The organism is Humibacter antri, from assembly GCF_054777235.1.
In genome coordinates this window covers 144,951-169,623 of sequence record NZ_BAAHAW010000030.1, presented here as the reverse complement: position 1 = coordinate 169,623, position 24,673 = coordinate 144,951, and the positions used below count along the sequence as shown (strand labels likewise).

Annotated in this window: 24 protein-coding genes, 2 tRNA genes and 1 riboswitch; of the genes, 16 read left to right on the top strand and 10 right to left on the bottom strand. The window is 66.7% G+C overall.

Annotated features, from left to right (window positions below):
* Positions 1-90: 90 nt before the first annotated feature.
* A complete protein-coding gene (locus ACYVDK_RS14005; protein WP_460522760.1) occupies positions 91-498 on the top strand; it encodes a DUF3054 domain-containing protein in 408 nt (135 codons plus the stop codon).
* A gap of 17 nt (positions 499-515) precedes the next feature.
* Complete coding sequence (locus tag ACYVDK_RS14000) at positions 516-1,517, top strand: oxygenase MpaB family protein (protein ID WP_460522758.1); 1,002 nt, start codon at positions 516-518, stop codon at positions 1,515-1,517.
* Here the strand turns inward: ACYVDK_RS14000 and ACYVDK_RS13995 are convergent.
* The 4 genes from ACYVDK_RS13995 to ACYVDK_RS13980 form a co-directional block, all read right to left on the bottom strand.
* On the bottom strand, positions 1,452-2,105 hold the full coding sequence (locus ACYVDK_RS13995) for a DUF1345 domain-containing protein (protein WP_460522756.1): 654 nt from the start codon (positions 2,103-2,105) through the stop codon (positions 1,452-1,454). The two genes, ACYVDK_RS14000 and ACYVDK_RS13995, sit on opposite strands and share 66 nt — an antisense overlap.
* Before the next feature lie 88 nt (positions 2,106-2,193).
* Entirely contained in the window at positions 2,194-3,906 is a 1,713-nt protein-coding gene (locus tag ACYVDK_RS13990; protein WP_460522754.1) for an acyl-CoA synthetase family protein, read from the bottom strand.
* Positions 3,907-3,935: 29 nt separating this feature from the next.
* Positions 3,936-4,598 (bottom strand): DinB family protein, encoded by a 663-nt coding sequence (locus ACYVDK_RS13985; protein WP_460522752.1) that lies wholly within the window; start codon positions 4,596-4,598, stop codon positions 3,936-3,938.
* 59 nt (positions 4,599-4,657) lie between these two features.
* The gene (locus tag ACYVDK_RS13980) at positions 4,658-5,323 is read right to left on the bottom strand and encodes an SDR family oxidoreductase (RefSeq protein ID WP_460522750.1); all 666 of its coding nucleotides are present in this window, start codon (positions 5,321-5,323) and stop codon (positions 4,658-4,660) included.
* A 142-nt stretch (positions 5,324-5,465) separates the two neighbouring features.
* On the opposite strand from ACYVDK_RS13980, the gene ACYVDK_RS13975 reads away from it, so the two are divergent.
* Genes ACYVDK_RS13975 through ACYVDK_RS13965 form a run of 3 tightly spaced genes read left to right on the top strand, consistent with a single transcriptional unit; the run spans position 5,466 to position 6,855 of the window.
* The gene (locus ACYVDK_RS13975; RefSeq protein ID WP_460522748.1) at positions 5,466-5,789 is read left to right on the top strand and encodes a hypothetical protein; all 324 of its coding nucleotides are present in this window, start codon (positions 5,466-5,468) and stop codon (positions 5,787-5,789) included.
* A complete protein-coding gene (locus ACYVDK_RS13970; RefSeq protein WP_460522746.1) occupies positions 5,786-6,154 on the top strand; it encodes a gamma-glutamylcyclotransferase family protein in 369 nt (122 codons plus the stop codon). The genes ACYVDK_RS13975 and ACYVDK_RS13970 overlap by 4 nt, the downstream gene beginning before the upstream one ends.
* 50 nt (positions 6,155-6,204) lie before the next feature.
* Entirely contained in the window at positions 6,205-6,855 is a 651-nt protein-coding gene (locus tag ACYVDK_RS13965; RefSeq protein ID WP_460522744.1) for a hypothetical protein, read from the top strand.
* 105 nt (positions 6,856-6,960) lie between these two features.
* On the opposite strand, the gene ACYVDK_RS13960 is transcribed toward ACYVDK_RS13965, so the two are convergent.
* On the bottom strand, positions 6,961-7,965 hold the full coding sequence (locus ACYVDK_RS13960; protein ID WP_460522742.1) for an aldo/keto reductase family protein: 1,005 nt from the start codon (positions 7,963-7,965) through the stop codon (positions 6,961-6,963).
* Between the two features lie 252 nt (positions 7,966-8,217).
* Here ACYVDK_RS13960 and ACYVDK_RS13955 point away from each other — a divergent pair, with 252 nt between their 5' ends.
* Positions 8,218-9,492: a Y-family DNA polymerase gene (locus ACYVDK_RS13955; protein ID WP_460522740.1), complete on the top strand. Its 1,275-nt coding sequence runs from the start codon at positions 8,218-8,220 to the stop codon at positions 9,490-9,492.
* Positions 9,493-9,501: 9 nt separating this feature from the next.
* Positions 9,502-9,843, top strand: coding sequence for a hypothetical protein (locus ACYVDK_RS13950; protein WP_460522738.1), 342 nt, complete (start codon positions 9,502-9,504; stop codon positions 9,841-9,843).
* Between the two features lie 104 nt (positions 9,844-9,947).
* Here ACYVDK_RS13950 and ACYVDK_RS13945 read toward each other — a convergent pair whose 3' ends face one another.
* Complete coding sequence (locus ACYVDK_RS13945) at positions 9,948-10,157, bottom strand: hypothetical protein (RefSeq protein ID WP_460522736.1); 210 nt, start codon at positions 10,155-10,157, stop codon at positions 9,948-9,950.
* A 135-nt stretch (positions 10,158-10,292) separates the two neighbouring features.
* Positions 10,293-10,403: riboswitch (TPP riboswitch) on the top strand.
* Between the two features lie 59 nt (positions 10,404-10,462).
* Between ACYVDK_RS13945 and ACYVDK_RS13940 the strand changes: the two genes are divergently transcribed.
* The 5 genes from ACYVDK_RS13940 to ACYVDK_RS13920 are packed head-to-tail and all read left to right on the top strand — an operon-like array spanning position 10,463 to position 14,231.
* Positions 10,463-11,083 carry an ECF transporter S component gene (locus ACYVDK_RS13940; protein WP_460522734.1) on the top strand — a complete coding sequence of 207 codons (621 nt, stop codon included), beginning with the start codon at positions 10,463-10,465 and terminating at the stop codon, positions 11,081-11,083.
* Entirely contained in the window at positions 11,080-12,579 is a 1,500-nt protein-coding gene (locus ACYVDK_RS13935; RefSeq protein ID WP_460522732.1) for an ABC transporter ATP-binding protein, read from the top strand. The genes ACYVDK_RS13940 and ACYVDK_RS13935 overlap by 4 nt, the downstream gene beginning before the upstream one ends.
* Positions 12,576-13,355, top strand: coding sequence for an energy-coupling factor transporter transmembrane component T family protein (locus ACYVDK_RS13930; RefSeq protein ID WP_460522730.1), 780 nt, complete (start codon positions 12,576-12,578; stop codon positions 13,353-13,355). Before ACYVDK_RS13935 ends, ACYVDK_RS13930 begins: the two co-directional genes overlap by 4 nt.
* 13 nt (positions 13,356-13,368) lie before the next feature.
* Positions 13,369-13,923 carry a nucleoside/nucleotide kinase family protein gene (locus ACYVDK_RS13925; protein WP_460522728.1) on the top strand — a complete coding sequence of 185 codons (555 nt, stop codon included), beginning with the start codon at positions 13,369-13,371 and terminating at the stop codon, positions 13,921-13,923.
* Positions 13,924-13,970: 47 nt separating this feature from the next.
* The gene (locus tag ACYVDK_RS13920; protein WP_460522726.1) at positions 13,971-14,231 is read left to right on the top strand and encodes a hypothetical protein; all 261 of its coding nucleotides are present in this window, start codon (positions 13,971-13,973) and stop codon (positions 14,229-14,231) included.
* Positions 14,232-14,296: 65 nt separating this feature from the next.
* Here the strand turns inward: ACYVDK_RS13920 and ACYVDK_RS13915 are convergent, their stop codons facing one another.
* Positions 14,297-14,644, bottom strand: a complete 348-nt coding sequence (locus tag ACYVDK_RS13915) for a metallopeptidase family protein (RefSeq protein WP_460522770.1) — start codon at positions 14,642-14,644, stop codon at positions 14,297-14,299.
* 170 nt (positions 14,645-14,814) lie between these two features.
* Here ACYVDK_RS13915 and ACYVDK_RS13910 point away from each other — a divergent pair, with 170 nt between their 5' ends.
* Positions 14,815-16,269: a protein kinase domain-containing protein gene (locus ACYVDK_RS13910; protein ID WP_460522724.1), complete on the top strand. Its 1,455-nt coding sequence runs from the start codon at positions 14,815-14,817 to the stop codon at positions 16,267-16,269.
* Between the two features lie 141 nt (positions 16,270-16,410).
* On the opposite strand, the gene ACYVDK_RS13905 is transcribed toward ACYVDK_RS13910, so the two are convergent.
* Both ACYVDK_RS13905 and orn read right to left on the bottom strand, forming a co-directional pair.
* Positions 16,411-16,486: transfer RNA gene (locus ACYVDK_RS13905), tRNA-His, on the bottom strand.
* A gap of 35 nt (positions 16,487-16,521) precedes the next feature.
* Positions 16,522-17,142: an oligoribonuclease gene (gene orn, locus ACYVDK_RS13900; RefSeq protein ID WP_460522722.1), complete on the bottom strand. Its 621-nt coding sequence runs from the start codon at positions 17,140-17,142 to the stop codon at positions 16,522-16,524.
* A gap of 105 nt (positions 17,143-17,247) precedes the next feature.
* Between orn and ACYVDK_RS13895 the strand changes: the two genes are divergently transcribed.
* The 3 genes from ACYVDK_RS13895 to ACYVDK_RS13885 all read left to right on the top strand — a co-directional run bounded on the left by ACYVDK_RS13895 (position 17,248) and on the right by ACYVDK_RS13885 (position 23,175).
* The gene (locus tag ACYVDK_RS13895; RefSeq protein WP_460522720.1) at positions 17,248-17,508 is read left to right on the top strand and encodes a YbbN family protein; all 261 of its coding nucleotides are present in this window, start codon (positions 17,248-17,250) and stop codon (positions 17,506-17,508) included.
* Positions 17,509-17,542: 34 nt separating this feature from the next.
* Positions 17,543-17,618 (top strand) — tRNA-Arg (locus ACYVDK_RS13890).
* 412 nt (positions 17,619-18,030) lie between these two features.
* Complete coding sequence (locus ACYVDK_RS13885; RefSeq protein WP_460522718.1) at positions 18,031-23,175, top strand: TniB family NTP-binding protein; 5,145 nt, start codon at positions 18,031-18,033, stop codon at positions 23,173-23,175.
* A 45-nt stretch (positions 23,176-23,220) separates the two neighbouring features.
* Here the strand turns inward: ACYVDK_RS13885 and ACYVDK_RS13880 are convergent, their stop codons facing one another.
* Entirely contained in the window at positions 23,221-24,525 is a 1,305-nt protein-coding gene (locus tag ACYVDK_RS13880) for an AlbA family DNA-binding domain-containing protein (protein WP_460522716.1), read from the bottom strand.
* Positions 24,526-24,673: the final 148 nt, after the last annotated feature.

Genomic DNA, 24,673 nt, shown 5'->3' with positions numbered 1-24,673 from the left:
ACGCGAGCTGCGCGACAGCATCTACCCCCCACCAGGAACGTGCGCCGCACCGGCGCACGGGGCCGCTCAGTCGCCTCTAGAATCGTCCTCGTGTCTTCCCCCGTTGCCGAGACCCGGTCCCGCACGCGTGGCGTCCCTGTCTGGACAGCCGTCGTGTTCGACATCGTTCTGGTTCTGGTTTTCGTGCTGATCGGTCGTGGAAGTCACGGTGAGAACGTCCTCGCCGGTGCTTTCGCGACATTCTGGCCGTTCCTCGTCGGTCTTCTCGTCGGCTGGATCGCCTGCCTCGCCTGGCGGCGACCCGCCGCACTCTGGCCGACCGGGGTGGTCGTGTGGGCGGCGACCCTCGCACTCGGCATGCTGCTGCGCGTCGTCAGCGGCCAGGGCGTCGCTGTGCCGTTCATCATCGTGGCCGGAGTCGTGCTCGCCCTCTTCCTGATCGGTTGGCGGGCGATCGCCCTGGGCCTCGTCGTCGCTCGTGCACGCCGCAGGGCCTGAGCCGAGCGGCCTGATCGGTGTCGCGTGCGATCCTGTCCAGCCTGACCGAACCGCTGCGCGCCCGCCTGCAGGAGACGCTGAGTGGGCAGAGGACCGGTGTGCCGGCTTGGGTGACCGAGTTCGAGTCGGGTGAGGATGCCGGGTTCTTCGGCCCGGACTCCGCGGTATGGGCCGTGCACGGTGGTATGCCGACGCTCGTCGCCGGCATCCGTGCGCTGCTCATGCAGGCGCTGCACCCCGGAGCTCTCGCCGGTGTCTATGACCGTTCGCGTTTCCGTGAAGACCCGCTCGGAAGGCTGAACGGGACCATCCGCTGGATCTTCACCGTCAGCTACGGCGATACCGCGCAGGCCGTCGCGGGCTCCGCGTGGGTGAAGCGGTTGCACGAGCACGTGGTCGGTGACTACGTCGACGGCCACGGGCGCGTGGCCCATTACTCCGCCAACGACCCGCACCTGTCCACGTGGGTGCACCTCGCGTTCACCGATGCGTTCCTCGCGGCGCACGAGTGCTGGGGCGGGGCGATCCCTGGTGGCTCGGATGCCTACGTCGACCAATGGGCGATGGCCGGCGAACTGATGGGTGTGCCCGACCCGCCGCACTCCAGGCACGAACTCGAGGCCGCTCTGCACGCATTCGCAGACGCGGGCGAGTTGCGGTGCGATGACCGCACACGCGAGGTGGTCGAATTCGTGCGTCGGGCCCCGGTGCGTCGGAGCCTGAGGCCGTCGTACGCCATGCTGTTCGCCGGAGCGGTCGCGTCGCTCGAGCCCCGCTTCCGTGACCTGCTGGGCTTGCGGATGCCGCTACTCGGCCCCCTGCCGTTGCCGGCGACATCCGCAACCCGGCTGGTACTCCGCGGTGCCGGTGCTCTGCTTGGTCCGCAGACAGCCGGCGAGCGCGCCGCACGCGTGCGCCTGGCACGTCTGGAGGGGCGCGGGCCAGGCGTCGGGTCAGGGCATGAGCCCGGCCACGAGGTTGACGGTCGTGGCGAGTATCACCGTGCCGAAGACGTATGACAGCAGGGTGTGCCGAAGGATCACGGCGCGCAGCTGCGTCGAGCGGATGCTCGTGTCCGACACCTGGAACGTCATTCCCAGATCGAAAGCCAGGTAGGCGAAGTCGACGTAGCGCGGGTCCTCGTCGTCGTTGAAGTCGATGCCGCCGACGGGTTCCTGGTAGTAGATGCGCGCGTATCTCAACGCGTACAGCGTGTGCAGGAGCGTCCACGACAGTGCGACGCTGACGACGGCCATCAACGCTCCGACGACCTGAGCGCCACCGTGAGCTTTGCTCGTGTGCAAGAGCAGTATGGCCACGGCCCCGAGGCTCGCCACGGTGACGCAGACCACCAGCAGATCGCTGGCGGCCCGTCCAGGGTCTTCTCTGGTGGCATGCGTCCAGGTCGTGGCGCCGTCGAACCGTCCCACGACGAGCCAGACCCAGAGGATGTACACCGCACACGCCGCAGCCCAGCCGCCGACCGCTGCGTACCACCACGACGCGGTCAGGCCGATCGTCACCGCAACGAGCACGCCGACGACGAGCATCGAGATCAGGCGGAGGCGCGATCGGTTCCGGCCGTCAGGATCGAGGGTGAATGTCACGGCATGATGCTGACACGCACTGGCCTTCGCGTCCGGCGGGCGCGCCGCAGCACGGCCGGCGCCGAAGGCATCGCTCGCGTCGAGCGTTTCACGCCTCGCCGGAATCGTCGTCTCGGACCCGCGTCGTCAACAGATCCACGACCTGCCTGCGCAGCACCTTGCCGACGATCGACCTGGGCAGCTCGTCCACCTCGAACACGCGGCGCGGAACCTTGTACGGTGTCATCGTCGACCTCGCGAATGCACGGATGGCTTCCTCATCGAACGGCGTGCCGGGTTTCATGATCACGGCCGCCACTACGTCCTCGCCGCCTCGGGAGTGCGGCAGTCCGACGACCGAGACATCGGCGATGCCCTCGTACGCGCGCAGCTCCTCCTCCACCTCGGTAGGCGACACGTTGAATCCGCCGGTGATGATGAGCTCCTTGATGCGGTCGACGATGCTCACGAAGCCTTGCTCGTCCATGGTGACGACGTCTCCGGTGCGGAGCCAGCCGTCGGCATCCAGCACCTTCGCCGTCTCCTCGGGCTTATGCCAGTAGCCGCCGAACACCTGTGGACCGCGAGCCTGCAGCTCACCGGGCTCGCCGTACCCGAGAACGCGGTCCGGATCGTCGGGATCGACGACGCGCAGCTGTGTGCTGGGAAGCGGGAGCCCGACGGTTCCGGCCTTACGGGTGCTGCCCACCGGGTTGGCGATGAGCACGGGGGATGCCTCGCTCAGCCCGTACCCCTCCACGAGGTATCCGCCGGTCTCGTTCTCCCACAGGTCGACGATCGTCGACGGCAGGCTCATCGCACCCGAGATCGCGATCTGGATGCCCGCCAGAGACACGCCCCTGGCTTCCGCGGCCGTCACGAGGCGTTCGTAGATCGGCGGAACAGCAGGCAGGAACGTCGCTGGGCGCTTCTTCACGACCTGCAGCACCATGTCGGCGTCGAACGAAGGGAAGAGCACGAGCCTGGCCCCCATGCTCATTGCGAACGTGAGACACAGTGTGAGCCCGTACGCGTGAAACAGCGGGAGCACCGCATAGACGACGGATGTACCGCGCGGCACGGTCGGCACCCACGCCCTCGCCTGCGCCGCGTTCGCCGCCAGGTTGGCGTGGCTGAGCATCACACCCTTCGGCGCCCCCGTCGTGCCGCTCGTGTACTGGATGAGCGCGAGGTCGCCGACCTCGGGCCGCGGAACGGATGCGTCGAGCGGTTCCGCCTTCATCAGTGAGCCCCAGCCGACCGCACCGGTGACGCGTGAACGCAGCCTCTCTCTGGACTCCCGCGCCTTCTTCACCGGCAGCCCCAGGGCGAAGCGCATGCGCGCGGGCATGGCATCCACGATGTCGACGGCCACGATGGTCTTCAGTCCGATATCGGCCGGCATGTCCTGCAACGTCGCGACGACCTTGGTCCATGCGATGGCGATCGTGGCACCGTGATCCTCGAACTGGTGTCGCATCTCCCGCGGCGTGTAGAGCGGATTGTGCTCGACGACCACGGCGCCCAGACGCAGGGCGGCATAGAACGCGATCACGTGCTGCGGACAGTTGGGCAGCACGATCGCCACCCGGTCGCCGGCGCCCACGCCGAGCGCCGCGAGCCCGCCCGCGACGCGCTGGATGGCATCGCCGAGCTGCCGGTACGTTGTGGTGGCACCGAAGAACTCGAGCGCGACGTGTTCCCCATAGGCAGAGACGGAGTCCTCGATGAGGCGCGGCAGCGATCCGGCCGGCGGCTCTATGTCGGCGGGAACGCCGTCCGCGTAACTCGACAACCAGGGGCGCTCGACGGATTCGGTCATGTGCCCAGCGTAGGGCGGGAGCCGAGGACTCAGGCGGCGATGCGGTCGTCCCGGCCGGTCAGGGCGAGCAGACGGGACTGCAGCGAGGCGTCCTGGGCGATCGGCACCGGCGAGGCGAACAGGCCGCTTGCCTCCAATGTGTCCTTCTGCGGCTCGAACACGGTCCAGGCGGCCGCCACGAGCGCCTCGTCGAGGTTCTCGTCGGCGCCGACGGCACGGGACAGGTCCCAGGTGTGCACGATCACATCAGAGGCCTGCTCGCGCAGATAGGCGCTCGCCGGCACGGTGTCGTACGAGAGGTTCACCATGGCATCAGGGTCGACGGATGCCCACGCCAGCGTCGCCTCCGCCGAGTACCGCTCCCACTCCAGCGCGAGATCGTCGCCCAGCGGCTCCAGCCGCGACCGCGCCTCGCCGACAGTGCGCCCGGCAAGCAGCAGCGGAACCCACTGCTGCTCCTCGATCACGTGGCGCACCAGCGCACTCACGTCCCAGCCATCGTCGGGCGTCGGTGCGCTCCAGTCGGTGACCAGTGTGAGGCGTTCGCCGAAGTCGAGGTGCGCCCGCTGCTGCACGTGGAGCCAGTCGGCGAATGACATGTGGTGGCCCTTCTCGATGGCGGTCGTCGCTGCATCGCCGTCGCGCAGAGCGTCGTCGTGCGTGTTCCAGAACCGGGGAACGCGTTGGTTCATTCCTTCATTCGCTCACATTCGCGTCGTTCGCGTTTCGCCGCCCGCTTGTGCCGAGCGGATCAGTCGCCCGCGGCGACCCTCGCGATCGCCTCGTCGATCGGAGTCGACCCGGAGACGAGCTCGAACTGGGTTCTCACGGTACCGGGATTCCGCAGCGTCGCGGTGATCGCGCGCGCGACGTCCTCACGAGGAATCGAGCCGCGTTCCACCCGAGGCGCCGCCTCGACGAGGCCCGTACCCTCATCCAGTGTGAGCGAGCCCGGGCGCACGATCGTCCAGTCGAGCGAGCTCCCCCTCAGCTCGGCATCCGCATCGCGTTTGGCGGCGACGTACGCGCGCCACGACTCGTCGGCATCGTCCGAGACGGCGTCGTCGGCGCCCCACGCTGAGACCTGGACGAACCGGCGGATGCCCGCCAGCTCGGCCGCGCGCTGCGACTTCACCGAACCGCCGAAGTCGACGGTGGCCTTGCGCTCAGGACCGGAGCCCGGTCCCGCACCGGCGGCGAACACGATCGCGTCGGCTCCTTCGACGGCATGGGCGAGCGCCTCAGCGTCCGCGAGCTCGATATCGAGCAGCACGCCCTCGCCCCCGAATCGATAGATGTCGTCGGCGTGATCCTCGTTCCGCACGATCCCTATGAAGTCATCGCCCTCGTCGTACAGCACCCGCATGAGCTGCTGCGCGACCTTGCCGTGTGCACCGATGATCGCCACGCGTGTCATGCCTCCATCATGCTCGCCCGAGCGACTCCCTGCAGGTGGGCCGTGTCGTCGCCGACCGACTCGGCGGTTGACCCGGCGCGGGCTCCACGGCGCAGATGGGACAATGACACTCGTGTGGAGACGACGCGAACCACGTGAGCGGGTGAGAACCGAGGACTCGTTCGGCGTCGGAGTTCAGGTGCACGTGATCGACGACGAGCGGCAGGGCCCCAAGGGATGGGTGGGCGATCCCACAGGGGTCATCGTGGCCAGTGCGTCGCGGGTCGCGGGAGGCGCGTTCCAGGTGGAACGCCTCTCCGGCCGGGTCTGGGTCGTGGCCTTCGACGAACCGCAGTTCAGGGCTGACGGCGCGGGCCCGTACGAGCGGGCCGAGGTGCCGGAGTACCTCTTGCTGACGGCCCCGGGTGTCGACGGCACGGCCCCCGACGCCCCGGATGCCGACGCGAACCGGGGCACCGAATCGTGAACCATCTCCTGTTCTCCTACGGCACCCTGCAGTTCGCGTCGGTGCAGGCGGCCACCTTCGGCAGACCGATGCCCATGCGTGCCGCCGCGCTCTCCGGCTACGTGCTCGACACCGTCGCAATCTCCGACCAGCACGTCGTCGAACTGAGCGGGAGCGCCGAGCATCCGTTCGCGCGTGCGACGGGCGATCCCGCCGACATTGTGGAGGGCGTCGTGCTCGAACTGACCGACGACGATCTGGCGGCCGCAGACGACTACGAAGTGGACGATTACACGCGCGTCGCGGTCACTCTCTCCACAGGAGAGACCGCGTGGCTGTACGTCGATGCCGAAACCTCAGGACGTGACGTCAGCCCTCTGGGGTGATCTGATGACAATCCGGTGCCGGTGTCGGCGCGGGATTCTATTCTGAGATCATGCTCGTGGAGGGCACGCTGCGGTGGCGGGTGACGGAGGACTGCCCGCTCGACCTGCTGATCGGACTCTGTCTTCGCGACCTCGCAGGGCTTGCGAGCGTCGGCGATCCCGTGCTGCCTGCTGTCGTGCCGGCCGTGCAGCGTCGTCCGGTTCCGGATCGCGTCCTCGCGGCTGCTGCGCCGACTTCGTCGCTCGCCTCCAGAGCGGACCCGTACGCACAGCTCGGCGACGAGTGGATGCACTGGTGGCGGCGAGCGGTGCTGCGCGCGAACGCGATCGGATCGTGGAGCACCGTGTTTCTGCCGCCGCATTTCGCCGCATTCGATCGCGAACTGGCGCTGCAGGATCTCGTCATCGAGCGCTTTCAAGATGCCGTCGCGTGGGCACGAGATCGACGCGTGGAGTATGTCGCTGACGACGTGGCCCACCATCCGCAGTATTCGGCCGATATCGTCGACATCGTGCGAGAGCGTGAACACGAGCTGCGCAGGCAAGCCGGTTCGTTTCGGCTCGACATCGAGGCGCTGCCTCTGGCGGAGCCCGGCGCCTGGGTCGTCGGGCCCGACACGATCGTCGTCAGCTGGAGCCTGCGCGACGACCATGCTGCATTCCGCCGTTGGTTCGAGCCGCTCGTCGCCGCGCTGGTGTGAGCGAGCGTCTGTGCGCACCTGCCACTCGTCGAGCGCACCTACCGCTGGTTGAGCGCGTCGAAACCGTGCCAGAGCCGCGATTTCGACGCGCTCGACCAGCGAGGTTCAGACGACGCGCGACTCCGGCGACTTCGTGTGCGATGGGTCCGTCACCGCGACGGGAAGGATCGCCTCGTCGATGCGTGCGAGCAGCGCTTCGTCGAGCTCGACGCCCGCCGCCTCGGCGTTCGACTCCACCTGCTCCGGACGGGACGCACCCACGATGGCACCGGCCACGTTCGGGTTCTGCAGCACCCAGGCGACGGCGAGCTGGGCGAGGGTCAGCCCCGCCTCGTCCGCGATCGGCTGAAGCTTCTGCACCGCCGTGAGCACTTCATCGGTCAGGAATCGCTTGATCGCGCTCGCACCGCCTTTGTCGTCGGTTGCGCGGCTGCCCTCTGGCCACTCTGCTCCCGGCTTGTACTTGCCCGTCAGCACGCCCTGTGCGACCGGCGACCACACGATCTGCGAGATTCCCAGCTCTTCCGAGGCAGGAACGACCTTCTCCTCGATCACGCGCCACAGCATGGAGTACTGCGGCTGGTTGGAGATGAGTTGGAATCCGAGGTCCTTCGCCAGAGAATGGCCTGCGCGCAACTGCTCGGCCGTCCACTCGCTGACGCCGACGTAGAGCACCTTGCCAGCGTGCACCAGGTCGGCGAACGCCTGCATGGTCTCCTCGAGCGGGGTCTCGTAGTCGTACCGGTGCGCCTGGTAGAGGTCGACGTAGTCGGTGCCGAGGCGCTCGAGCGAGCCGTGCAGGGACTCCATGATGTGCTTGCGGCTCAGACCGGTGTCGTTGTGCCCTCCGGGTCCGGTCGGCCAGTACACCTTGGTGAAGATTTCGAGCGACTGTCGGCGCTGGCCCTTCAGTGCGTCGCCGAGTACCTTCTCCGCCGCGGTGTTCGCATACGCATCCGCCGTGTCGAAGGTGGTGATACCGGCGTCGAGCGCGGCGTGCACTGACGCCGTCGCCGTGTCGTTCTCCACTTGAGAACCGTGAGTGAGCCAATTGCCGTAGATGATCTCGGAGATCTTGAGTCCGCTGTTTCCCAGGTATCTGAAATGCATGAGATAACGCTATCCGGCATGTGCCGGGTGCGGGTGGATGCCTTGGTCGCGTGTGATCACGACTGTGACCCTGTTCGCGACTTCGCTGCTCGACAGGCACTGTGACGCACCGAGGCGTTCACGACTTTCGCCTCAATCGCGTGTGTGTTCCCGGCTTCGCCGCTCAACAGGCTCGATCGCTGTGGCGGAGAATGCTGGCATTCTCCGCCACAGCTCGATCGCCTGTCAGACGCCGGTGCGAAACTGAAACGCGTGGGACGCGGCGACGGGCGAGACAGGCAGGTGACTGTCGGGCCCGTCGATGATGTGGGTGCGACGAAGCTGCACGTCGACATGGATGCCTTCTACGCCTCCGTCGAGTTGCTGGACCGTCCGGAACTGCGCGGGCGTCCGGCGATCGTGGGGCACGCATCCGGTCGATCGGTCGTCTCAAGCGCCACCTACGAAGCGCGACGGGCCGGCGTGCGCAGCGCGATGCCGGTTGCGCAGGCGCTTCGGCTGTGCCCAGACGCGGTCGTGCTGGAGCCGCATTTCGACAAGTACGCCCACTACTCGGCGCAGGTGGTGGCCATCCTGGGCGACGTGACGCCGTTGGTGGAACAGGTCAGCATCGACGAGGCCTTCCTCGATGTCGCGGGCGCTGCACGGCTGCTGGGAGCGCCTTCCAGTATCGGCGCGAGCATCCGTCGCCGCGTTCTCGCCGAAACGGGCTTGACGTGTTCGGTCGGCGTCGCCGGCACGAAGTTCATGGCGAAGCTGGCCTCGACCAGGGCGAAGCCCGACGGGATGCTCGTCATCCCGGTGGCCGAGACGCTCGCATTCCTGCATCCACTGCCGATCGGCGCGCTGTGGGGCGTCGGTCCGTCGACGCAAGAGACCCTGCATCGCTACGGTCTCCGCACTGTCGGCGACGTCGCGGCGACGCCGCCCGGCGTACTACGCCGGTGGGTGGGTGACGCCTCGGGAATGCGGCTGCACGAACTCGCGAACGGCGTCGATCCGCGCGGCGTAGAACCCGAGTCCCGGGAGAAGAGCATCGGACACGAGCAAACGTTCGAGCATGACGTGATTGATGCCTCGGTGCTGCGGCGTGAGCTGCTCCGGCTTTCCGGACAGGTTGCCGCGCGTTTGCGCGCACACCGTCTCACGGCGAGAACTGTGGCGCTCAAACTGCGCTACGGGGACTTCCGCACCATCTCCCGCTCGCGCACGTTGGCCGAGCCTACAAACGTCGGACGTCGCCTCTACGAGGAGGCGGCATCCCTGCTGGATGCCGTACTGCAGGCGGGCGACGCCGTCCGGCTCCTCGGCGTACGAGCCGAGCAGCTCGTGCCGGACGGATCGAATGCGCCCCTGCTCTGGGATCCCGATGAGGACTGGCGAGACGCCGAACACGCCATCGACCGCGTCGCGGCGCGCTTCGGGGCAGGAACGGTCACGTCGGCCGCCTTGGTCGGAACGCAGCCGCGCCGTGTCGGCGACACTGCGAACGCGAAGGTGCTGCGCGAGCGGGAAACGCCCGGGTAGCGTGAACCCATGGCTGACTTCGTGCTCAAGCTCGCCGACTCCGTCAAGTCCACTGCTGGTGTTCGCACCGCATACGGCGAACCGGTGAAACTCGACGACGTGACCGTCATACCGGTGGCGCTCGCCTGGTTCGGGTTCGGCGGAGGGGAGGGAACGCAGGATCCGGCGTCGGGCTCGGGTGGTGGAGGCGGAGGTGCCAGTGTTCCGATCGGCGCCTACATCAAAGACAAGACCGGCGTGCGGTTCGAGCCGAACCCGATCGCGCTGCTCGCTGTCGCGATCCCGTTCGCCTGGGTCGCCACCCGTGGTGTCGCGTTGATCTTCCGCGCCCTGCGTCGTCGACGTCGCTGAGTCGCTCGGCCGATTCGCGGCCGATTCGCTCGGCCCTGCGCCGTCCGGGGGTGCGCCGTCCCGGGATGCGAACGCGTCCCCGGGAACCCCGGCCACGCCTCACCTCACTCCGTGCTCGCCCGTCCCTCGGCCTCTTCCAATTCGCGCGCGCGGCGGGCTGCGGCGTCCCGGGCCGCACGAGCGGCGGCGAGCCGTACCGCTTCCGCCCTGCGCTCGGCGACGATGCGTTCGAACTTGCGCATCCGCATGACGTAGATGCGCAGCAGAATGACGAATGCCAGTGCTACGACGAGGAGCACCCACATGATGACCATGGCTGCCTCCTCGTGAAGACCCGCGAACGGGCGCGGGCCTGCGCTCCAGACTACGCGCTCGTCTCCTGGGGCTTCGCCGGGGAATCGGCCGACACCTGTGAGCCGTCCTCAGAACTGTGACGCTGACTATAATCGGCACTCGAACACGGGAGTCCGGTGAGCCGGGCTGAGAGGAAGGTACTCCAACCTTCGACCGTCGAACCTGATCTGGGTCATGCCAGCGCAGGGAGGCCGTCTCTGGGGCGCTCCGCACGTGCGGGGCATCCACCCGTGCCCACGTTTGATCGAACGAAAGGGCACGAATCGTGCACACAACCATCGCAGCCGCCCCCGGGCGGACCCGCAGAGTTCTCCGCTGGCGCGTCGTTGACATCGTCGTCGCCGCCGTCCTCGCCGTCGTCGCCGGGCTGGTCTTCTGGGTCTGGGATCAGGCATCCAACCCGGTCGGCGCCCCGATCACCGCAGCGCTTCCCGGGCTCCAGGGCATCATCAACGGACCGTGGCTCTTCGCTGGTGTGCTCGGCGGGCTCGTCGTGCGCAAGCCGGGTGCCGCGCTGTTCACCGAGCTGGTGGCGGCGACCGTCTCGGCGCTCATCGGTACGCAGTGGGGTCCGCTCACGCTGCTCTCCGGGCTCGTGCAGGGCGCAGGTGCCGAGCTCGTGTTCCTGATCGTGCTGTATGCACGGTGGAACTGGTTCGTGGCCCTGCTCGCCGGCGCAGGTGCAGGGGTCGGAGAGTCGGTGCTCGACCTGCTGGTCTGGTACCCGGGAGCCAAGGCATCGTTCGCCGTCGTGTATGCGGCGGGCACGATCCTCTCCGGCGCGGTCATCGGCGGTCTCGGCTCCTGGGCGATCGTGAAGGGGCTCGCCAAGACCGGAGCCCTGAGCAGGTTCGGCTCGGGTCGTGAGGTGACGGAGCGAGTATGAGCCGCTCTCAGGTCTCGATGCTGGACCCGCACCCGGCCGCGATCCATGCGGCCGGGTGGGGCTGGCGGCATGCCGGCCGTGCTGCCTGGGCCCTACGTGATCTCGACCTCGTCGTGGAGCCGGGGGAGCGCATCCTGCTCCTCGGCGGGTCCGGGTCGGGCAAGAGCACCTTGCTGGCCGGCATCGCGGGGGTTCTCGGCGGCGACGACGACGGAGAGGCCGAGGGACGGCTGCTCGTCGACCGTTCGGACCCTGCGAGCGTACGCGGCAGAGCCGGACTGCTGTTGCAGGACCCGGAATCGCAGGCCGTGCTGGCACGGGTGGGCGACGACGTGGCGTTCGCGTGCGAGAACATCGGTGTGCCCCGCAACGAGATCTGGCCGCGGGTGCACGCCGCCCTTCATGCCGTCGGCCTCGACGTCGACGCAAGGCATTCGACGTCGGCGCTCAGCGGGGGACAGAAGCAGAGGCTCGCACTTGCCGGATTGCTCGCGATGCGGCCGGGCGCGCTGCTGCTGGACGAGCCGACCGCGAACCTCGATCCGGACGGCGTCGTCGAGGTTCGTGACGCCGTCCGCGCGGCGCTCGACGTCACGGGTGCGACGCTGATCGTCGTGGAACACCGGGTCGACGTGTGGCTCGATCTCGTGGACCGGGTGGTCGTACTCGACGGCGGTGGGGGTCTCCTCGCGGACGGCCATCCGAGAGCGGTGTTCGAGAGAAGGCGCGCGGAGCTGACCGAGGCGGGCGTCTGGCTGCCTCGGGAGCAGAGGCCGCCGGCCGAGAATGGTCTCCGACCGGCTGGTGCGCCCGGGGGCGTGATCCTCTCCGGAAACGACCTCACAGTAGGCAGATCGCGGGGTCCGCGAATCCCGGTCGGTGACCTAGCGGTACGTGCCGGGTCCGCGCTGGCGCTGACGGGGCCGAACGGTGCGGGAAAGAGCACCATCGCGCTGACGCTCGGTGGGCTCCTGCCGCCGATCTCCGGGAGTGTCACTGCGGGAGACGATGTGCGGAGTGGGCTCGCGGCATCGCCGTTCCGCTGGAAGCCGGCAGCCCTGGTCACGAGAATCGGGTCGGTTTTCCAGAACCCCGAGCACCAGTTCGTCGCAGCCACGGTACGGGAGGAGCTCGCGATCGGCCCGCGAGCCGCGGGCATCCATGGCCAGGAGGCGGACACCGTGATCGACGACGTGATGGTGAGGCTGCGACTGGATGCGTTCGCCCGTGCCAACCCGTTCACGCTCTCCGGCGGTCAGAAACGTCGGCTCTCGGTGGCGACCGCGATCGTGACAGCACCCCGGATGCTCGTGCTCGACGAACCGACATTCGGCCAGGATGCCGTCACCTGGAGCGAACTCGTCGCTCTCCTCGCAGAGGTGCGTGACGCGGGAAGTGCTTTGGTGCTCGCCACTCACGACCTTGAACTGGTCGGCGCGCTCGGCGCGAATCGCCGTGAGTTGGCGGTCGTCGGCGGGCTGGTGGAGGCGTCGTGACGTTCACGGAGCCTCTGCGTGCGACCCGCCTCGCTTCGGTGAACCCGGTGGCGAAGCTCGGCGCGTCCTTCGCGATAGCGCTGGCGCTCCTTGCCAGCATCGACTGGGTGTCGGCAGCGGTGGCCCTGGTAGCAGAGTGCGCGCTGCTGGCGTGCCTGCGATTCCCGGTCCGCGCGGCGCTGCTGCGATTGAGCCCGATCGTGGTGGCCGCGGCATTGGCTGGAGCGACCACCCTGCTCTACGGGCGGTCATCGGGTCGAATACTCCTGCACTGGTGGCTGATCGAGATCAGCGACGGGTCCATCGGCCTCGCGATCGCCACGGCGCTGCGCATCCTCGCAGTCGGCGTGCCCGCCGTGCTGCTCTTCATCACGGTCGACCCGACCGACCTTGCGGACAGCCTCGCCCAGGTGCTGCACCTGCCGTCGCGGTTCGTGCTCGGCGCTCTTGCCGCATTCCGGCTACTGGGCCTCTTCGCCGACGATTGGCGCGCGCTGGGCTTGGCCAGACGAGCGCGGGGGATCGCCGGGCGCGGCGTGGTGAAGCGCGCGCTCGGTCAGGCGTTCACGCTGTTCGTGCTCTCGATCCGGCGCGCCAGTTCACTGGCCACGGCGATGGAGGCGCGCGGTTTCGGCAGCTCGGCCGTCCGCACCTGGGCGCGTCCTTCGCGGTTCGGTGCGCGTGACTGGATCGTGGTCGGTGTCGGCGTGGTCGTCGCGGCACTCGCGGTCACGGTGTCTGTGATCACCGGAAGCTGGCGTTTTGTCATCGGCTGAGGCGACTGGATCGGTGCGCGCCGCCGAGTCGGTAGAGGTGCGAGACGTGGTCGGGCGTGCGTTGGCTCGAGCCGAGCATCCGATCGTACTCATCGACGGCCCCAGCGGTGCGGGCAAATCGACGTTCGCGGATGCGGTCGTGGCCGCATGGCCCGTGTCCCCGCCACGGCTCGTTCGTATGGACGACCTCTATCCCGGGTGGGATGGCCTCGACGCGGCATCCGTGCAGGTGACCGACGAACTGTTGGGGCCGCTTCGAACGACGGGCACCGGTCGGTGGCGGCGATGGGACTGGGCGGCGTCGGAGCCTGCCGAGTGGAACCGCGTGACTACTGACCATGCGCTCATCGTCGAGGGTTGTGGATGCCTCACCCGCCGCGCTGCATCGCTCGCCGACCTGCGTGTCTGGCTCACGGCCGCCGACGACGTGCGCAAGCGCAGGGCGTTGGCCCGCGACGCGGGCGGCTTCGACACGCACTGGGACAGCTGGCAGCAACAGTGGGAGCGCTTCGTCGAGCGTGAGGAGCCGGTGTCGATGGCCGATGCGGCCATCGATACGACCGAGTGATCCCGGCGGGCCGCGACCGGCGCACGTCCTCGCGGTACCGTGGTGTCATGAGCGACACGGCAATCGAGTACATCGTCGAATACGTTGATGGGCCGCTCGCCGGCACGGCCGACCGCCGCTACCTCATCGGCGGCAAGTATGACGAGAAGGTGAGTGCGTACGCTGCCATCGATGGCATCGAGTCGCAGTTCGAGTACACGGCGCTCGACGGTCGTGAGGTGCATGGTCAACTGCACGTGCGGTACTCGTTCAACGCGCCTGACAGCGATCCCTACGAGAGCGACCCCGAGGACAACCCGGCGCGCTGAACGGCGCCGCGGTCCGCCCCAGTGCGCCGCGGGTTGGGTTCGTCGAATCCTCCCGAGGGATGGTGCTACGCCCAGCCGAGCTCGTGCAAATGGTCGTCGTCGATCCCATAGAAGTGCGCGATCTCGTGCACCAGCGTGATGTGCACCTCGTCTCGTAATTGCTGCTCGTCGGAACTGATCGCGAGCAGCGGCTCGCGGTAGAGCACGATGCGATCGGGAACCTCGCCGAACCCGTACCTGTCACGCTCGGTGATGGCGATGCCGTCGTACTCGCCGAGCAGGTCCAGCGAACCGTCGGACGGGCGGTCCTCCACAAGGAAGACGACATTCTCGAGCCCGTCGACCATCTCGTCGGGGAGCGCATCCAGCTCATCGACGACGAGACGCTCGAAGACCTCCGCATCCATGTTCATCACACCACACAGCGTGCCATGAACGACCGTGGGCCCCGGCGCGTGCCGACCCGACGTCATCTCATGCAATCTCCGACGAGGACGGGCGGTGCAGAGGGTACACTCGTTCGACCGGTGGCCCCCGCCAGACCGTCTCCGAAAGCATTTCGGACCAGCCCCCCGAGGACCCGATGACCGACCCTCAGTCCATTCCGCGCTTCGGCGGCGCCGCGGCGACCGATCCCGCCAGTGCGCGAACCGGCGGTGCTCACTCAGGTGACGGCTTCATGGCGACGATCACCGACCCGGCAACCGACGGTGGCCTCCAGTCGGTGCCTGGCGAGACGGGCGGGCGGCCACCCTCCAGGTACACGATCATCGGCACCCTCGGCGAAGGCGGGATGTCGGTCGTCTACTCGGCGATCGACGAGCATCTCGGTCGCGAGGTCGCCGTGAAGGTTTTCAAGCACGCGATCTCCGGGGAGGACTCCACGCGGCAAGAGGCGGAGATCGACGTGCTCGCCGGCCTCAGCCATCACGCGATCGTCAGCCTCATCGATGCCGGAATCGCCCCCGACCCGCAGGGCGTTCCGCACCGCTATCTCGTGCTCGAACGTGTCGATGGCCTCGATCTGCGCAGACATCTCGAACGTACGCAGCTTTCCTTGCGTCACATCGCCGAAATCGGATGCGATCTCGCCGAAGCGCTGGAGTATGTGCACGCGCGCGGCGTGATCCACCGCGACCTGACACCGGGGAACGTGCTGGTCGTCTCGGACGAGAACGGACGCACCCGGGCGCGCCTCACCGACTTCGGCATCGCTCTGGCCACTGGCGCCGAGCGCGCAACCATGGAAGGCATCACCACGGGCACGGCGGCGTACCTCAGCCCCGAGCAGGCGCGTGGCGACGAGCTCACGGGCGCCAGCGACGTGTACGCACTCGGCCTCGTTCTACTCGAATGCCATACCCGCACGCTGACTTTCCCCGGCACTCCGGTGCAGTCTGCGCTTGCCCGTCTCACGTCAGATCCGGTGATCCCCGACGGTCTGCCGGACGCATGGCGGATGCTGTTGGTCGCGATGACGAGTCGTGATCCCGGTGATCGTCCAGTCGGCCGCGAGCTCGTGCAGGCGCTGCGTGCGCTGGAGCTTGCCGAGAGCAGCAGGCACCGTGCGACGCCCGGGGATACCCTGCCCGCGCCGTCGCTCGCCCACGCGTTCGATCGCATCACAGGCATTGCGGCGCGCACGTTCGGTGTTCCGGTCGCTGTGCTGAGCATGGTCCGCGGCGGCTCCGTGCGGTTCCTCTCGCACCGCGGTGTGAGTGCCGAGCGGGCGAGCGAGTGGGAGGGGGTGTGCACCAGCGAGGCATATCTCGGCGAGACCCTCCTGATCGAAGACACTGCCCTCGACTCAAGGGTGCACGATCACCTCCTGGTCACCGGAGAAGCACGGCTGCGGTTCTACGCCGCGGTGCCCATTCACTCACCGGACGGCGATCCGGTCGGCACGTTGTGCGTGGCCGACTCTGCGGCGCACCCGATAGAGCCGACCCACGTAGACACTCTGCGCGATCTGGCAGCCCTCGCCGCGTTCGTCCTCGGCTGGGACGCCGGTGCCCGGCAGGCTCCTGCCGCAGTCTGACCGGCCCCGGCATTCGACTGTGGAGGTCCGAGCAAACTCGCATCGCTCTCGGCTCTCCTTGGGGTGATCGGCGCTGACGCGCCTCAACCCCTGCGTCGGCCTCGGCAATCCGAGCAAACTCGCATTGCTCTCGGCTCTCCTTGGGGTGAGTGACGGGGCTTGAACCCGCGACCTCCTGGACCACAACCAGGCGCTCTACCAACTGAGCTACACCCACCATGCCGCCCGCGCGCAGGCAACCACACGATTGTATTACATGCGGGGGGTCCAGATTTTCACCACATCCGCGGCGATCTTCTGGCATTGATCCGAGTTGAGCCCGGGCTCGGGGGTGAAGACCGCACGCCGGTAGTAGTCGAGCTCTCGGATCGACTCACGGATATCGGCCAGGGCCCGGTGCCCGCCGTTCTTCTCCGGTGCGCTGAAGTACACGCGCGGGAACCAGCGCCTGGCGAGCTCCTTGATGGACGAGACATCCACATTGCGGTAGTGCAGGTGCGCATCGAGACGCGGCATGAACTTGGCGAGGAACATCCGGTCGGTCCCGATCGAATTGCCGGCCAGGGGCGCCTTCTGCTCTCCGGGCACGTACTTGAGGATGTACTCCATCACCTCGTACTCGGCCTCGGCCAGGCTCTTGCCGCTCGGAATCTCCTCGATCAGTCCACTCGTCGTGTGCATCTTGCGCACGAAGTCGCCCATGTTCTCCAGCGCGCTCTGGTCGGGCTTGATCACGATGTCGATGCCGGGATCGAGAGGCACCAGGTCGAAATCAGTGATCACTACCGCGATCTCGACGAGCTCATCCTTCTCCAGGTCGAGCCCGGTCATTTCGCAGTCGATCCAGACGAGGGCGTCATTCGCAGCCGGCATGCGGTGAAGTCTATCGGCGCCCGCCGACTCTCCAGCTGTGACCGGTGCGGGCACGCTGCCTTCTCGGCGCACGATGGAAGTGCCATACGACTTACAATCGCGATCGTGGAGTTGCACCTGTACACGTCGGCGTTCTGCGAGCCGTGCCTGCAGACGAGGGGCGTTCTCGCGGAGGCCGAGCGGCTGGTACCGGATGCCCGGGTGACGGTCTTCGACGTCGTGGTTCACGAGGAGCGTGCGCAGGCAGCCGGCATCCGCGCCACACCCACCGTGATCGTGCTGAACGCTGAGGGAGCCGAGGTGTTCAGGGCAGAAGGTGTGCCCAATCTCGCACAGGTGCTCGTGGCGGCTGCCAAAGCGGTCTGAGTGCCGCCCTGCGGTAGCCTGATTGTCGCATTGAGCCCCCGTAGCTCAGCGGATAGAGCAGGAGCCTTCTAATCTCTTGGTCGCAGGTTCGATTCCTGCCGGGGGCACCAACCGCATCCCATCCCGAGTAGCCGAGGTAGCTACCAACCTCTCTGGATGGGACATGCGGCAACCGCGCTGGGGCGATACCAACCCCGCCTGCCGCAAAGTGAAGCGACCGACCGTCTACGCGACAATAGGGATCCGACGGTTCCTAGGAGGCCGCAGTGTCCACACCGCTAGATGGCACAGGTGCGTGGCGATCGCGTCCCCACGGCAGAGGCCTTGCTGGAAATGATCGAGACCAACGTCGGGGACCAGCCCGTATGACCCAGCTTGAGCATCACCACATCGAACGGTTTCGAGGTACTCGCCCCATCGACCTGAATCTCGGAGCCAAGTCGTTCCCAGGCAGAGCGCTTTGCGGCAACAAAGTCGGACAGTGTGGCGGCGCGACTGGCGCTCTAAGGTGCGAGGTAGGCCATGGCTAAGTCTGATCACGCGGAGGAGCCAGCATCCGCTGGTGATGCAATGAGCCCCTACGCCACGGGCGGTGGAGGCGTCACATTCGAACGCAAGGTTGCGGTTCGCTATCTCGTGCAGTTGCTGACGGGCCTTGGGTCGAGCGACCTCGGCGACGGGCGATCGGTCGTGAGCGTCGCCTTCCAACAGTCCCCGGAGCACACCGCCGACGACCTAATCGTCCGCGCCAAGCGGCCGACTGAAGCCGCGCCGTCCCTTGTGTTGGCGCTCGCGGTTCGCCGTGCGCCATCGATCGTTAAGGGGGATGAGAAGACTCGCAAGCTGATCGGATCGCTCCTGGGTGAGCTTGCGAAAGACGTAGGTCCAGACGTCGAGCATGAGATTGGGCTCGTGGTTGCCGGCCACCGGGCTCATGCGTCGCAACTGGCAGAACTTGCCGGGCTCGCTCGTGGGCAGTCCGACGCCGCATCATTCGTTGCCTTGGTCCAAAAGCCGAACCGCTTCGAGCGAGTGATCCGTGAACGTCTTGACCATCTCCAAGGCTTGGTGAAACTGGCGCTCGAAGATGCAACCGGTGCGGCTCCAACCGACGAACTGGTCACGCAGCGCACCTGGCTGCTGCTGTCGCGCCTTCAGGTCATGATGCCCCGGTTGGAATCGCCGGACGAGTCGGACTGGGCCGACATCGCGAACGACCTGATCACGGTCTCTCGAAACCATGACGTCGCTGGTGGGGCGCTAGTCCGCGATCGTCTCGATGTGCTCGCCTCGGAGTATGCGCCCAAGGCGGCCGTCGTCGACTTGAACCTCCTCCGACGGGACTCCCACCACGTCATCGCGCCGACGGCACTTCGACACCACGAAGCCTGGCAGCTATTGGAGGGCCTCCACCAGCGGGCAGTTGCCGCTGTCGGGAACCAGGTCACCTCGGCTGACGGCAGCCACCAGGCGCATATCGATCGCAGCGCAGCGGTCACCGAACTGCGCGCGCTGGCCACATCCAACGCTGCGGTGGTGGTTCACGGCGAGTCCGGCGTGGGGAAGAGCGCAGCCCTTGTCGAGGTGGCAACTGCTGCCAACGAGGATGACGACGAATGTCAGGCGCTCGTCGTCAATCTGCGTCACCTCCCGGCGACGGCGATCGAGCTTGAACAGGCGCTTGGCGCTCCCCTCTCGACCGTCCTGGGTGAGCTGAGCGCTCCCGAACGGCTGCTGGTCATCGACGGCGCGGACGCTATGGCAGAAGGCAAAGCAGAGCAGCTCCAACATCTAGTGGACGCCGCCTTCCGAAGCGACGTTCGCGTATTGGCAGTGACATCGAACGACGTGCGAAAGGTGGTCTACGACGCTATCGCTGACCTTCACCATGACCGCGTTGCTACGTTCGAAATCCAGGCACTCACGGACGAGCAGGTCGACCAACTCGTTGTGACATTCCCCGAAGTCTCGGTGCTGGCCGCTAATGCTCACGCTCGAGAATTGCTCCGTCGGCTGGTGGTTGTAGACCTCCTGGTCCGTGGTGGCCTATCCGGTGTGCCGCTGACAGACGCCGATGCGATGCAACAAGTGTGGTCTGGCCTTGTCCGGCGCCACGAGCAAGTCGATCGCGGCATGCCCGACGCCCGTGACGCGGTGATGCTGCGTCTGGCGGAACTCGCGATCACCGGCGGAGATCCACTTCCCGTCGTCACGACTCTCGACGGTCCGGCGCTCGATGGACTTCGGCGCGATGGCGTCCTGCGAACCACAACTGATGAGCCATTCAAGATTGGCCCGGAGTTCGCTCACGACGAGGTGCGGCGCTATGCCGTGGCCCGGCTACTCCTCGGCTCAGGCGACCTCACGGCCAGACTGTTGGCAGCGGGAATGCCGCGCTGGTCACTCGGGGCATCACGTCTCGCATGTCAGCTGTATCTCGCCGCACCTGATAGCTCCGCGAACCCTGTTGCCGGGAGATTCGCGCGGTTGCAGCATGCGTTCGACGCGGTCGTTACGGCCGGCCACGGAGAGCGATGGGCCGATGTGCCTAGCGAAGCGCTCCTCACGCTGGCTGAGCAGGTGCCACTCTTGGTCGATGCGTGGGCCGAACTGTGCGCGAACAACAAGACGGGTCTTCATCGTCTCTGCCGGCTGATCGATCAGCGCTTTCGGGACTCCTCACACCTGGTCCGCGTCACCGCCGTTGAGCCGTTGATCAAGCAGCTGCTCGGAAGCGCCACGGCGTGGCGTGGCGATGAAAAGCTCGAGGATTTGATTCGTGACTGGCTTCGATCCCTCATCGTGGCCGACCTTCCGGCGGGCGATGCACTGCGAGAGCAGCTCCGTGCGCAACTGGTTTCCTGGTGTGTAGCAGCGGACCAGCGTCAGCAAGAGGCCAGAGCGGCAGCTGAAGCGGCACGCGCGGCGCGGACTCCTGAAGAGATCGAACGCGACGAACGCTTTGCCGCGCAGAGTGCGATGTTCCACGAGATCGGCTACCCACGAAGCCGACGCCGCCGAAGTCGGGATGTGCCGCGTGAGATCACCGACAAGGTAACGGTTGAATTGCTGGCGCTCCTTGGTCCAGATCTGGGCGATGAGGGTGAAGCCATCCTGCGCCGGATTGCGAGCGACGCACCGTGGGATCTCGGTCCTGCGGTCGAAGGGGCCTTGGCTGACCGTGCTCTGGCCCATCGCTCGCGGGGCTTCTTGGCCGAGATGACGGAGTCGTACTACCTGGATGAGGACGAAGACGGGTCTGGGTTTCACGAGGACGGCATCCGTGATCATGACTTCCTTGGGCTCGGGGTACCGCATGCGGCGTGGTACCGCGGCCCGTTTATGCCCTTGCTTCAGACCGACTTTCGCGGTGGGGTCGGGGTGATCAATCGGATGCTGAACCATGCTGCGCGTGCCCGAGTGCGCACGCTGGCCAGTATTGGGCACTACGGCGCTGTCTCCGATGAGGAGTTGGAGAGCTACCGCACGGAGTTGCAGGTCACCGGAGCCGTTCGCAGCTACGTTGGGGACTCGAATGTCTGGATCTGGTACCGAGGCACTGGAGTCGGTCCCTATCCGTGTATGAGTGCGCTGCAGGCTCTGGAGCGGGTCTGCGACCAGCTGATCGAGCTGGACATACCTCTCACCAACATCGTGTCCGTGCTGCTCGACGGGTGCGAGAGCCTAGCGATGGTCGGATTCGTTGTCGGGCTGTTGGTTCGTCACATCGAGAAGAGCGACGGACTCCTTGACTCGTATCTGTCGGAGCCGATGATCTGGCACTTGGAGTTCGGCCGAGTTGTAAACGAGGCGAGTGGGTTGGCCGCGTCCTCGGACGGCGTTGTTGGCGGGGATCGTCGAGGCTGGTCGCTACGTGAGGTGGCGATGATGCTTGTCCTACGCGCCGACGAGAGCCGAGCCGAGGACCTGCGTCAAGTGGCCCAGCTGCTTGTCGAGCGAGCCGAGCAAGAGATCCGATCTGCCGTGCCGCGCATTGATGACGCTGAGGTTGAGCGGCAGCTCGTGAGTGTTCGCGGTTGGGCGAGCGGAATGGACCGTGACACCTACAGCGCCGAGGCAACCGAGGACGGACAAGTCATGATTCAGAGCACTCCGCCCGAGCCGCTTCTGAATGCGCTCCAGAGTGGAAGCGTTGATATCCAGCGCGGACAGGAAGCGACGCGGCTCTTCGTGGACTACCACATCAATCCGCAGAAGGGCCTTGCTGAGCCACGGTCTGCTGAGACGCTCATCGCGGACTTGAAGAGCGCCGAGCAACTCCTCGCAGAGCCACCGGCTTTTGGCGCTGGGGGTATGTGGGATGCGCCGTCCGCAGTTGCTGCCGCTGCGCTCGGAGCGTACCTGGTCGAGGGGATGGACCTGCCGGACGAGTCGCTTCGATTCGCTTCCGAGACCGTCATTGCCGCTGCGGGAGTCGCTGGCCAGGAGCGCCAGTTCGAGTCCGAGGAGTCGTATTTCGAGCAAGGCGCGGATCGGGTGGCTGCCCGAGTCTTGCCGCTTCTCTTGTCGCCGGCCGCAAGCGACGTGCGTACTGTCCTTGATGGTGGCGACGGGTCGGAGACCTACACGCGGGTCATTGCAGCGGCGACCGGCCTGGCTTCGGCGCTGCCGAATGAAGTCCGTGTTCACCTTGCTCGCGGCCTCGACCACTTGTGGCAAGTGCCCTGCGCGAATTGTGGGCGATGCCACCATGAGGATGCACTTGACCTCATGATCGAGACGATGCGTGACTGCGCTCTTGGAGGCTGGGATGCGGAGGCGGGCCAACGAGCCACTGTCTTCCTAGACGATCCGATCGCCGAGTCGCTGCAGCAAGTAACCGACGACGCTCTCTACGTCCATCGGCTTGATGCTGCCCTTCGGGCGCTCGCGTCCGCCGTGGTGGCCGATGTTTGCGTCTCGGAGCGTGCCAAGGAATTGTTCACGGTTGTGCTTGCTGCGCAACGTCGGGCGCTCGTGGCCCACGAGCGTGATATGGATGACCGGGGCACGCACGCTCTCATTTCGGCACGCGCTCTGCTGACTCTCATCGAGAACGGGGACGACGAGCTGCTGTTTGAGCACCTCGATGCGTTCGCTGACCGGTCGGACCTGCTCGGTGCGTTCGTCCGCGCGCTCTCGGCCACGGCGGAAGAGTCATCACGCCGAGCGGCTACGACCGCGCGGCTCTGGCCGGAACTCGTAAGCCGAGTCCTCAGCTACCAGAAGGACCACCAGCCGTTCGACGGACGGCACTACGGCGAATACGCCCGTGCGTCGCTGATGCCGAATCTGGCTGGTGAGGTCACCTACCTTTATCGCGAACTTGCTGGCCCGTCGATTGTTTGGTGGGACCCCCGCGCCCTGGTGTCAACGGTCGAGGAGTGGCTACCCGGCGCTAGGGGCGATGCGACGTGCGTCGATCATCTGATCAGCTTCGTACGGGCGCTCGATGCTGCGGACCAGGTTCGTCTTGGTTTGCCGTGGGTCGCGGATCTCGTGCTCGCCAAGCCGGACCAGGTAGCCCGGCGGAGCTACCTGCTCTCGACGTGGCTGATCGAAGTTCGGCCGGCGGTGACCGACGCGGCACTACTCGCCACCTGGCAGCGGGTTGTCGACGCTCTGGTCGTCGCAGGCGACTCGCAGCTGGCGCCCTACTCGGAGTAGCCCGGCACGCTCCGCCGCGCGGTACGGCAGCCACATCGCCATCCTTCACATGCGGGGATAGTGGAAGTTCCCGGCTGCCGATCTGCTCTGCGCGATTCCCTCGATCTCTCTGACGCGTGCCGGAACGCTACGCGAGTGGTGCCTGACGTACACCCGTCTTGGCTCGTTGGGTTTGGAGGAGCCGAACAGCGCCTGCCCAGTGTTCACGATCAGCTCGATGACGACCCTCTCGGTGCCCTCGACCGGCAAGACCTCGAACGAAAAGGTGGGTGTCGGCTCCACCCACGCATCCACGAGGTCTGACAGCGTGTCCTGGTGCTTGCTTGCCTTTGCAGCAGGCAATCCGATGACCTCGTAGTCGTCCGTAATGCCGAACAGCAGAGACCCGCCGCTCCCGTTCGCGAACGCGCAGACGGTCTTCATGACCTTCGCCTTCGTAGTCTCTGCCTCCGGAATCTCCTGTTTGAACTCCACGGTGTCGCTTTCACGGGCTGCGAGGAATGCTTCGATCTTGGTCTTGGCAGGTACTTCGACGGTGACGCCGACTTCTTGTCCGCGTGCCCAGGGCCATGCCAGGAACCGGCGATCGAACCACTCTGACCCGGCCCTGACGACAACCCATGCGCCGGGCGGAAGCCCCTTGGGCAGAGGGAAGGTGACAGTGACGATGGCCTCGCTGGACTTGAGCGTTTCGGCGGTGCCGGGTGCGTCGCCGGCAAGCTCGACGGTCAGACCGTCAAGAGCGGTTCCCTCGACCTCAACCAGCAACTCATCCTCGGAGATCTCCACCCGGTTGATCCGCGCTCGGGTGTCGACGCGCCGGAACACCGCGAACGACGGGGCAGCTCCACCAAGCTGGCTTGGTCCCAGACCGAAGAAGGCTGCGACGGCGTTGTAGAAGCTGGCGAAGCTCGGCGCACCACTGTCCGATAGGAGCGGTCTCTGCGGCTCATTTGCCTGGAGGCGACCGAGCTGAACCTCGTAGGAGGGCCACGCAAACACCTCGTAGCCGCTCTGCGCATAGCTCTCGCGGCGCTCCCAGTTGAGCGGATCGGTCGGCTGGGAGAGAGCAGATTCCCAGCCGTCGTCGCTGGTCACTTTGCCTTCGCGGAGCCAGCTGCCGACACGTTCTCCAGGTAGCTCCTGGGCACGGAGGGAGACACCGGCGTACTCCCACTCACCGTCGAGATCGCCCACCGGCAGGGGGCCGTCGATGATCTCCAGCAAGCGGAGGCGCCAAGTGGAGCCTGCCTCGCGACACCACGCCGAGCGAACCCAGAGACCACCGGCAGCGGTGAGGTCGTCGCCGAGTTCGGCGACGACCGTCGGGAGCGCCTCTGAGAACGTCATGGGACCTATCCTGGCGCGCGGCTCTGACACTTCACGACGCGTGACCCCAACCGACCGCCTCATCACATCACATCTCAACGGCAGGCGATCGCGATAGCTCAGCGGATCGAACGGCGCGCTTGCGGCCGGAGCTTCACCTCCGCGTCTT

What these genes read in the sequence shown, in the direction of transcription:
- ACYVDK_RS13990 (WP_460522754.1), bottom strand. Translation starts at nt 3,906, where the DNA reads ATGACCGAATCCGTCGAGCGCCCCTGGTTGTCGAGTTACGCGGACGGC.
- ACYVDK_RS13880 (WP_460522716.1), bottom strand. Translation starts at nt 24,525, where the DNA reads ATGACGTTCTCAGAGGCGCTCCCGACGGTCGTCGCCGAACTCGGCGAC.
- orn (WP_460522722.1), bottom strand. Translation starts at nt 17,142, where the DNA reads ATGCCGGCTGCGAATGACGCCCTCGTCTGGATCGACTGCGAAATGACC.
- ACYVDK_RS13950 (WP_460522738.1), top strand. Translation starts at nt 9,502, where the DNA reads ATGGCTGACTTCGTGCTCAAGCTCGCCGACTCCGTCAAGTCCACTGCT.
- ACYVDK_RS13935 (WP_460522732.1), top strand. Translation starts at nt 11,080, where the DNA reads ATGAGCCGCTCTCAGGTCTCGATGCTGGACCCGCACCCGGCCGCGATC.
- ACYVDK_RS13910 (WP_460522724.1), top strand. Translation starts at nt 14,815, where the DNA reads ATGACCGACCCTCAGTCCATTCCGCGCTTCGGCGGCGCCGCGGCGACC.
- ACYVDK_RS13960 (WP_460522742.1), bottom strand. Translation starts at nt 7,965, where the DNA reads ATGCATTTCAGATACCTGGGAAACAGCGGACTCAAGATCTCCGAGATC.
- ACYVDK_RS13915 (WP_460522770.1), bottom strand. Translation starts at nt 14,644, where the DNA reads ATGAACATGGATGCGGAGGTCTTCGAGCGTCTCGTCGTCGATGAGCTG.
- ACYVDK_RS13965 (WP_460522744.1), top strand. Translation starts at nt 6,205, where the DNA reads ATGCTCGTGGAGGGCACGCTGCGGTGGCGGGTGACGGAGGACTGCCCG.
- ACYVDK_RS13885 (WP_460522718.1), top strand. Translation starts at nt 18,031, where the DNA reads ATGGCTAAGTCTGATCACGCGGAGGAGCCAGCATCCGCTGGTGATGCA.
- ACYVDK_RS13980 (WP_460522750.1), bottom strand. Translation starts at nt 5,323, where the DNA reads ATGACACGCGTGGCGATCATCGGTGCACACGGCAAGGTCGCGCAGCAG.
- ACYVDK_RS13945 (WP_460522736.1), bottom strand. Translation starts at nt 10,157, where the DNA reads ATGGTCATCATGTGGGTGCTCCTCGTCGTAGCACTGGCATTCGTCATT.
- ACYVDK_RS13985 (WP_460522752.1), bottom strand. Translation starts at nt 4,598, where the DNA reads ATGAACCAACGCGTTCCCCGGTTCTGGAACACGCACGACGACGCTCTG.
- ACYVDK_RS13920 (WP_460522726.1), top strand. Translation starts at nt 13,971, where the DNA reads ATGAGCGACACGGCAATCGAGTACATCGTCGAATACGTTGATGGGCCG.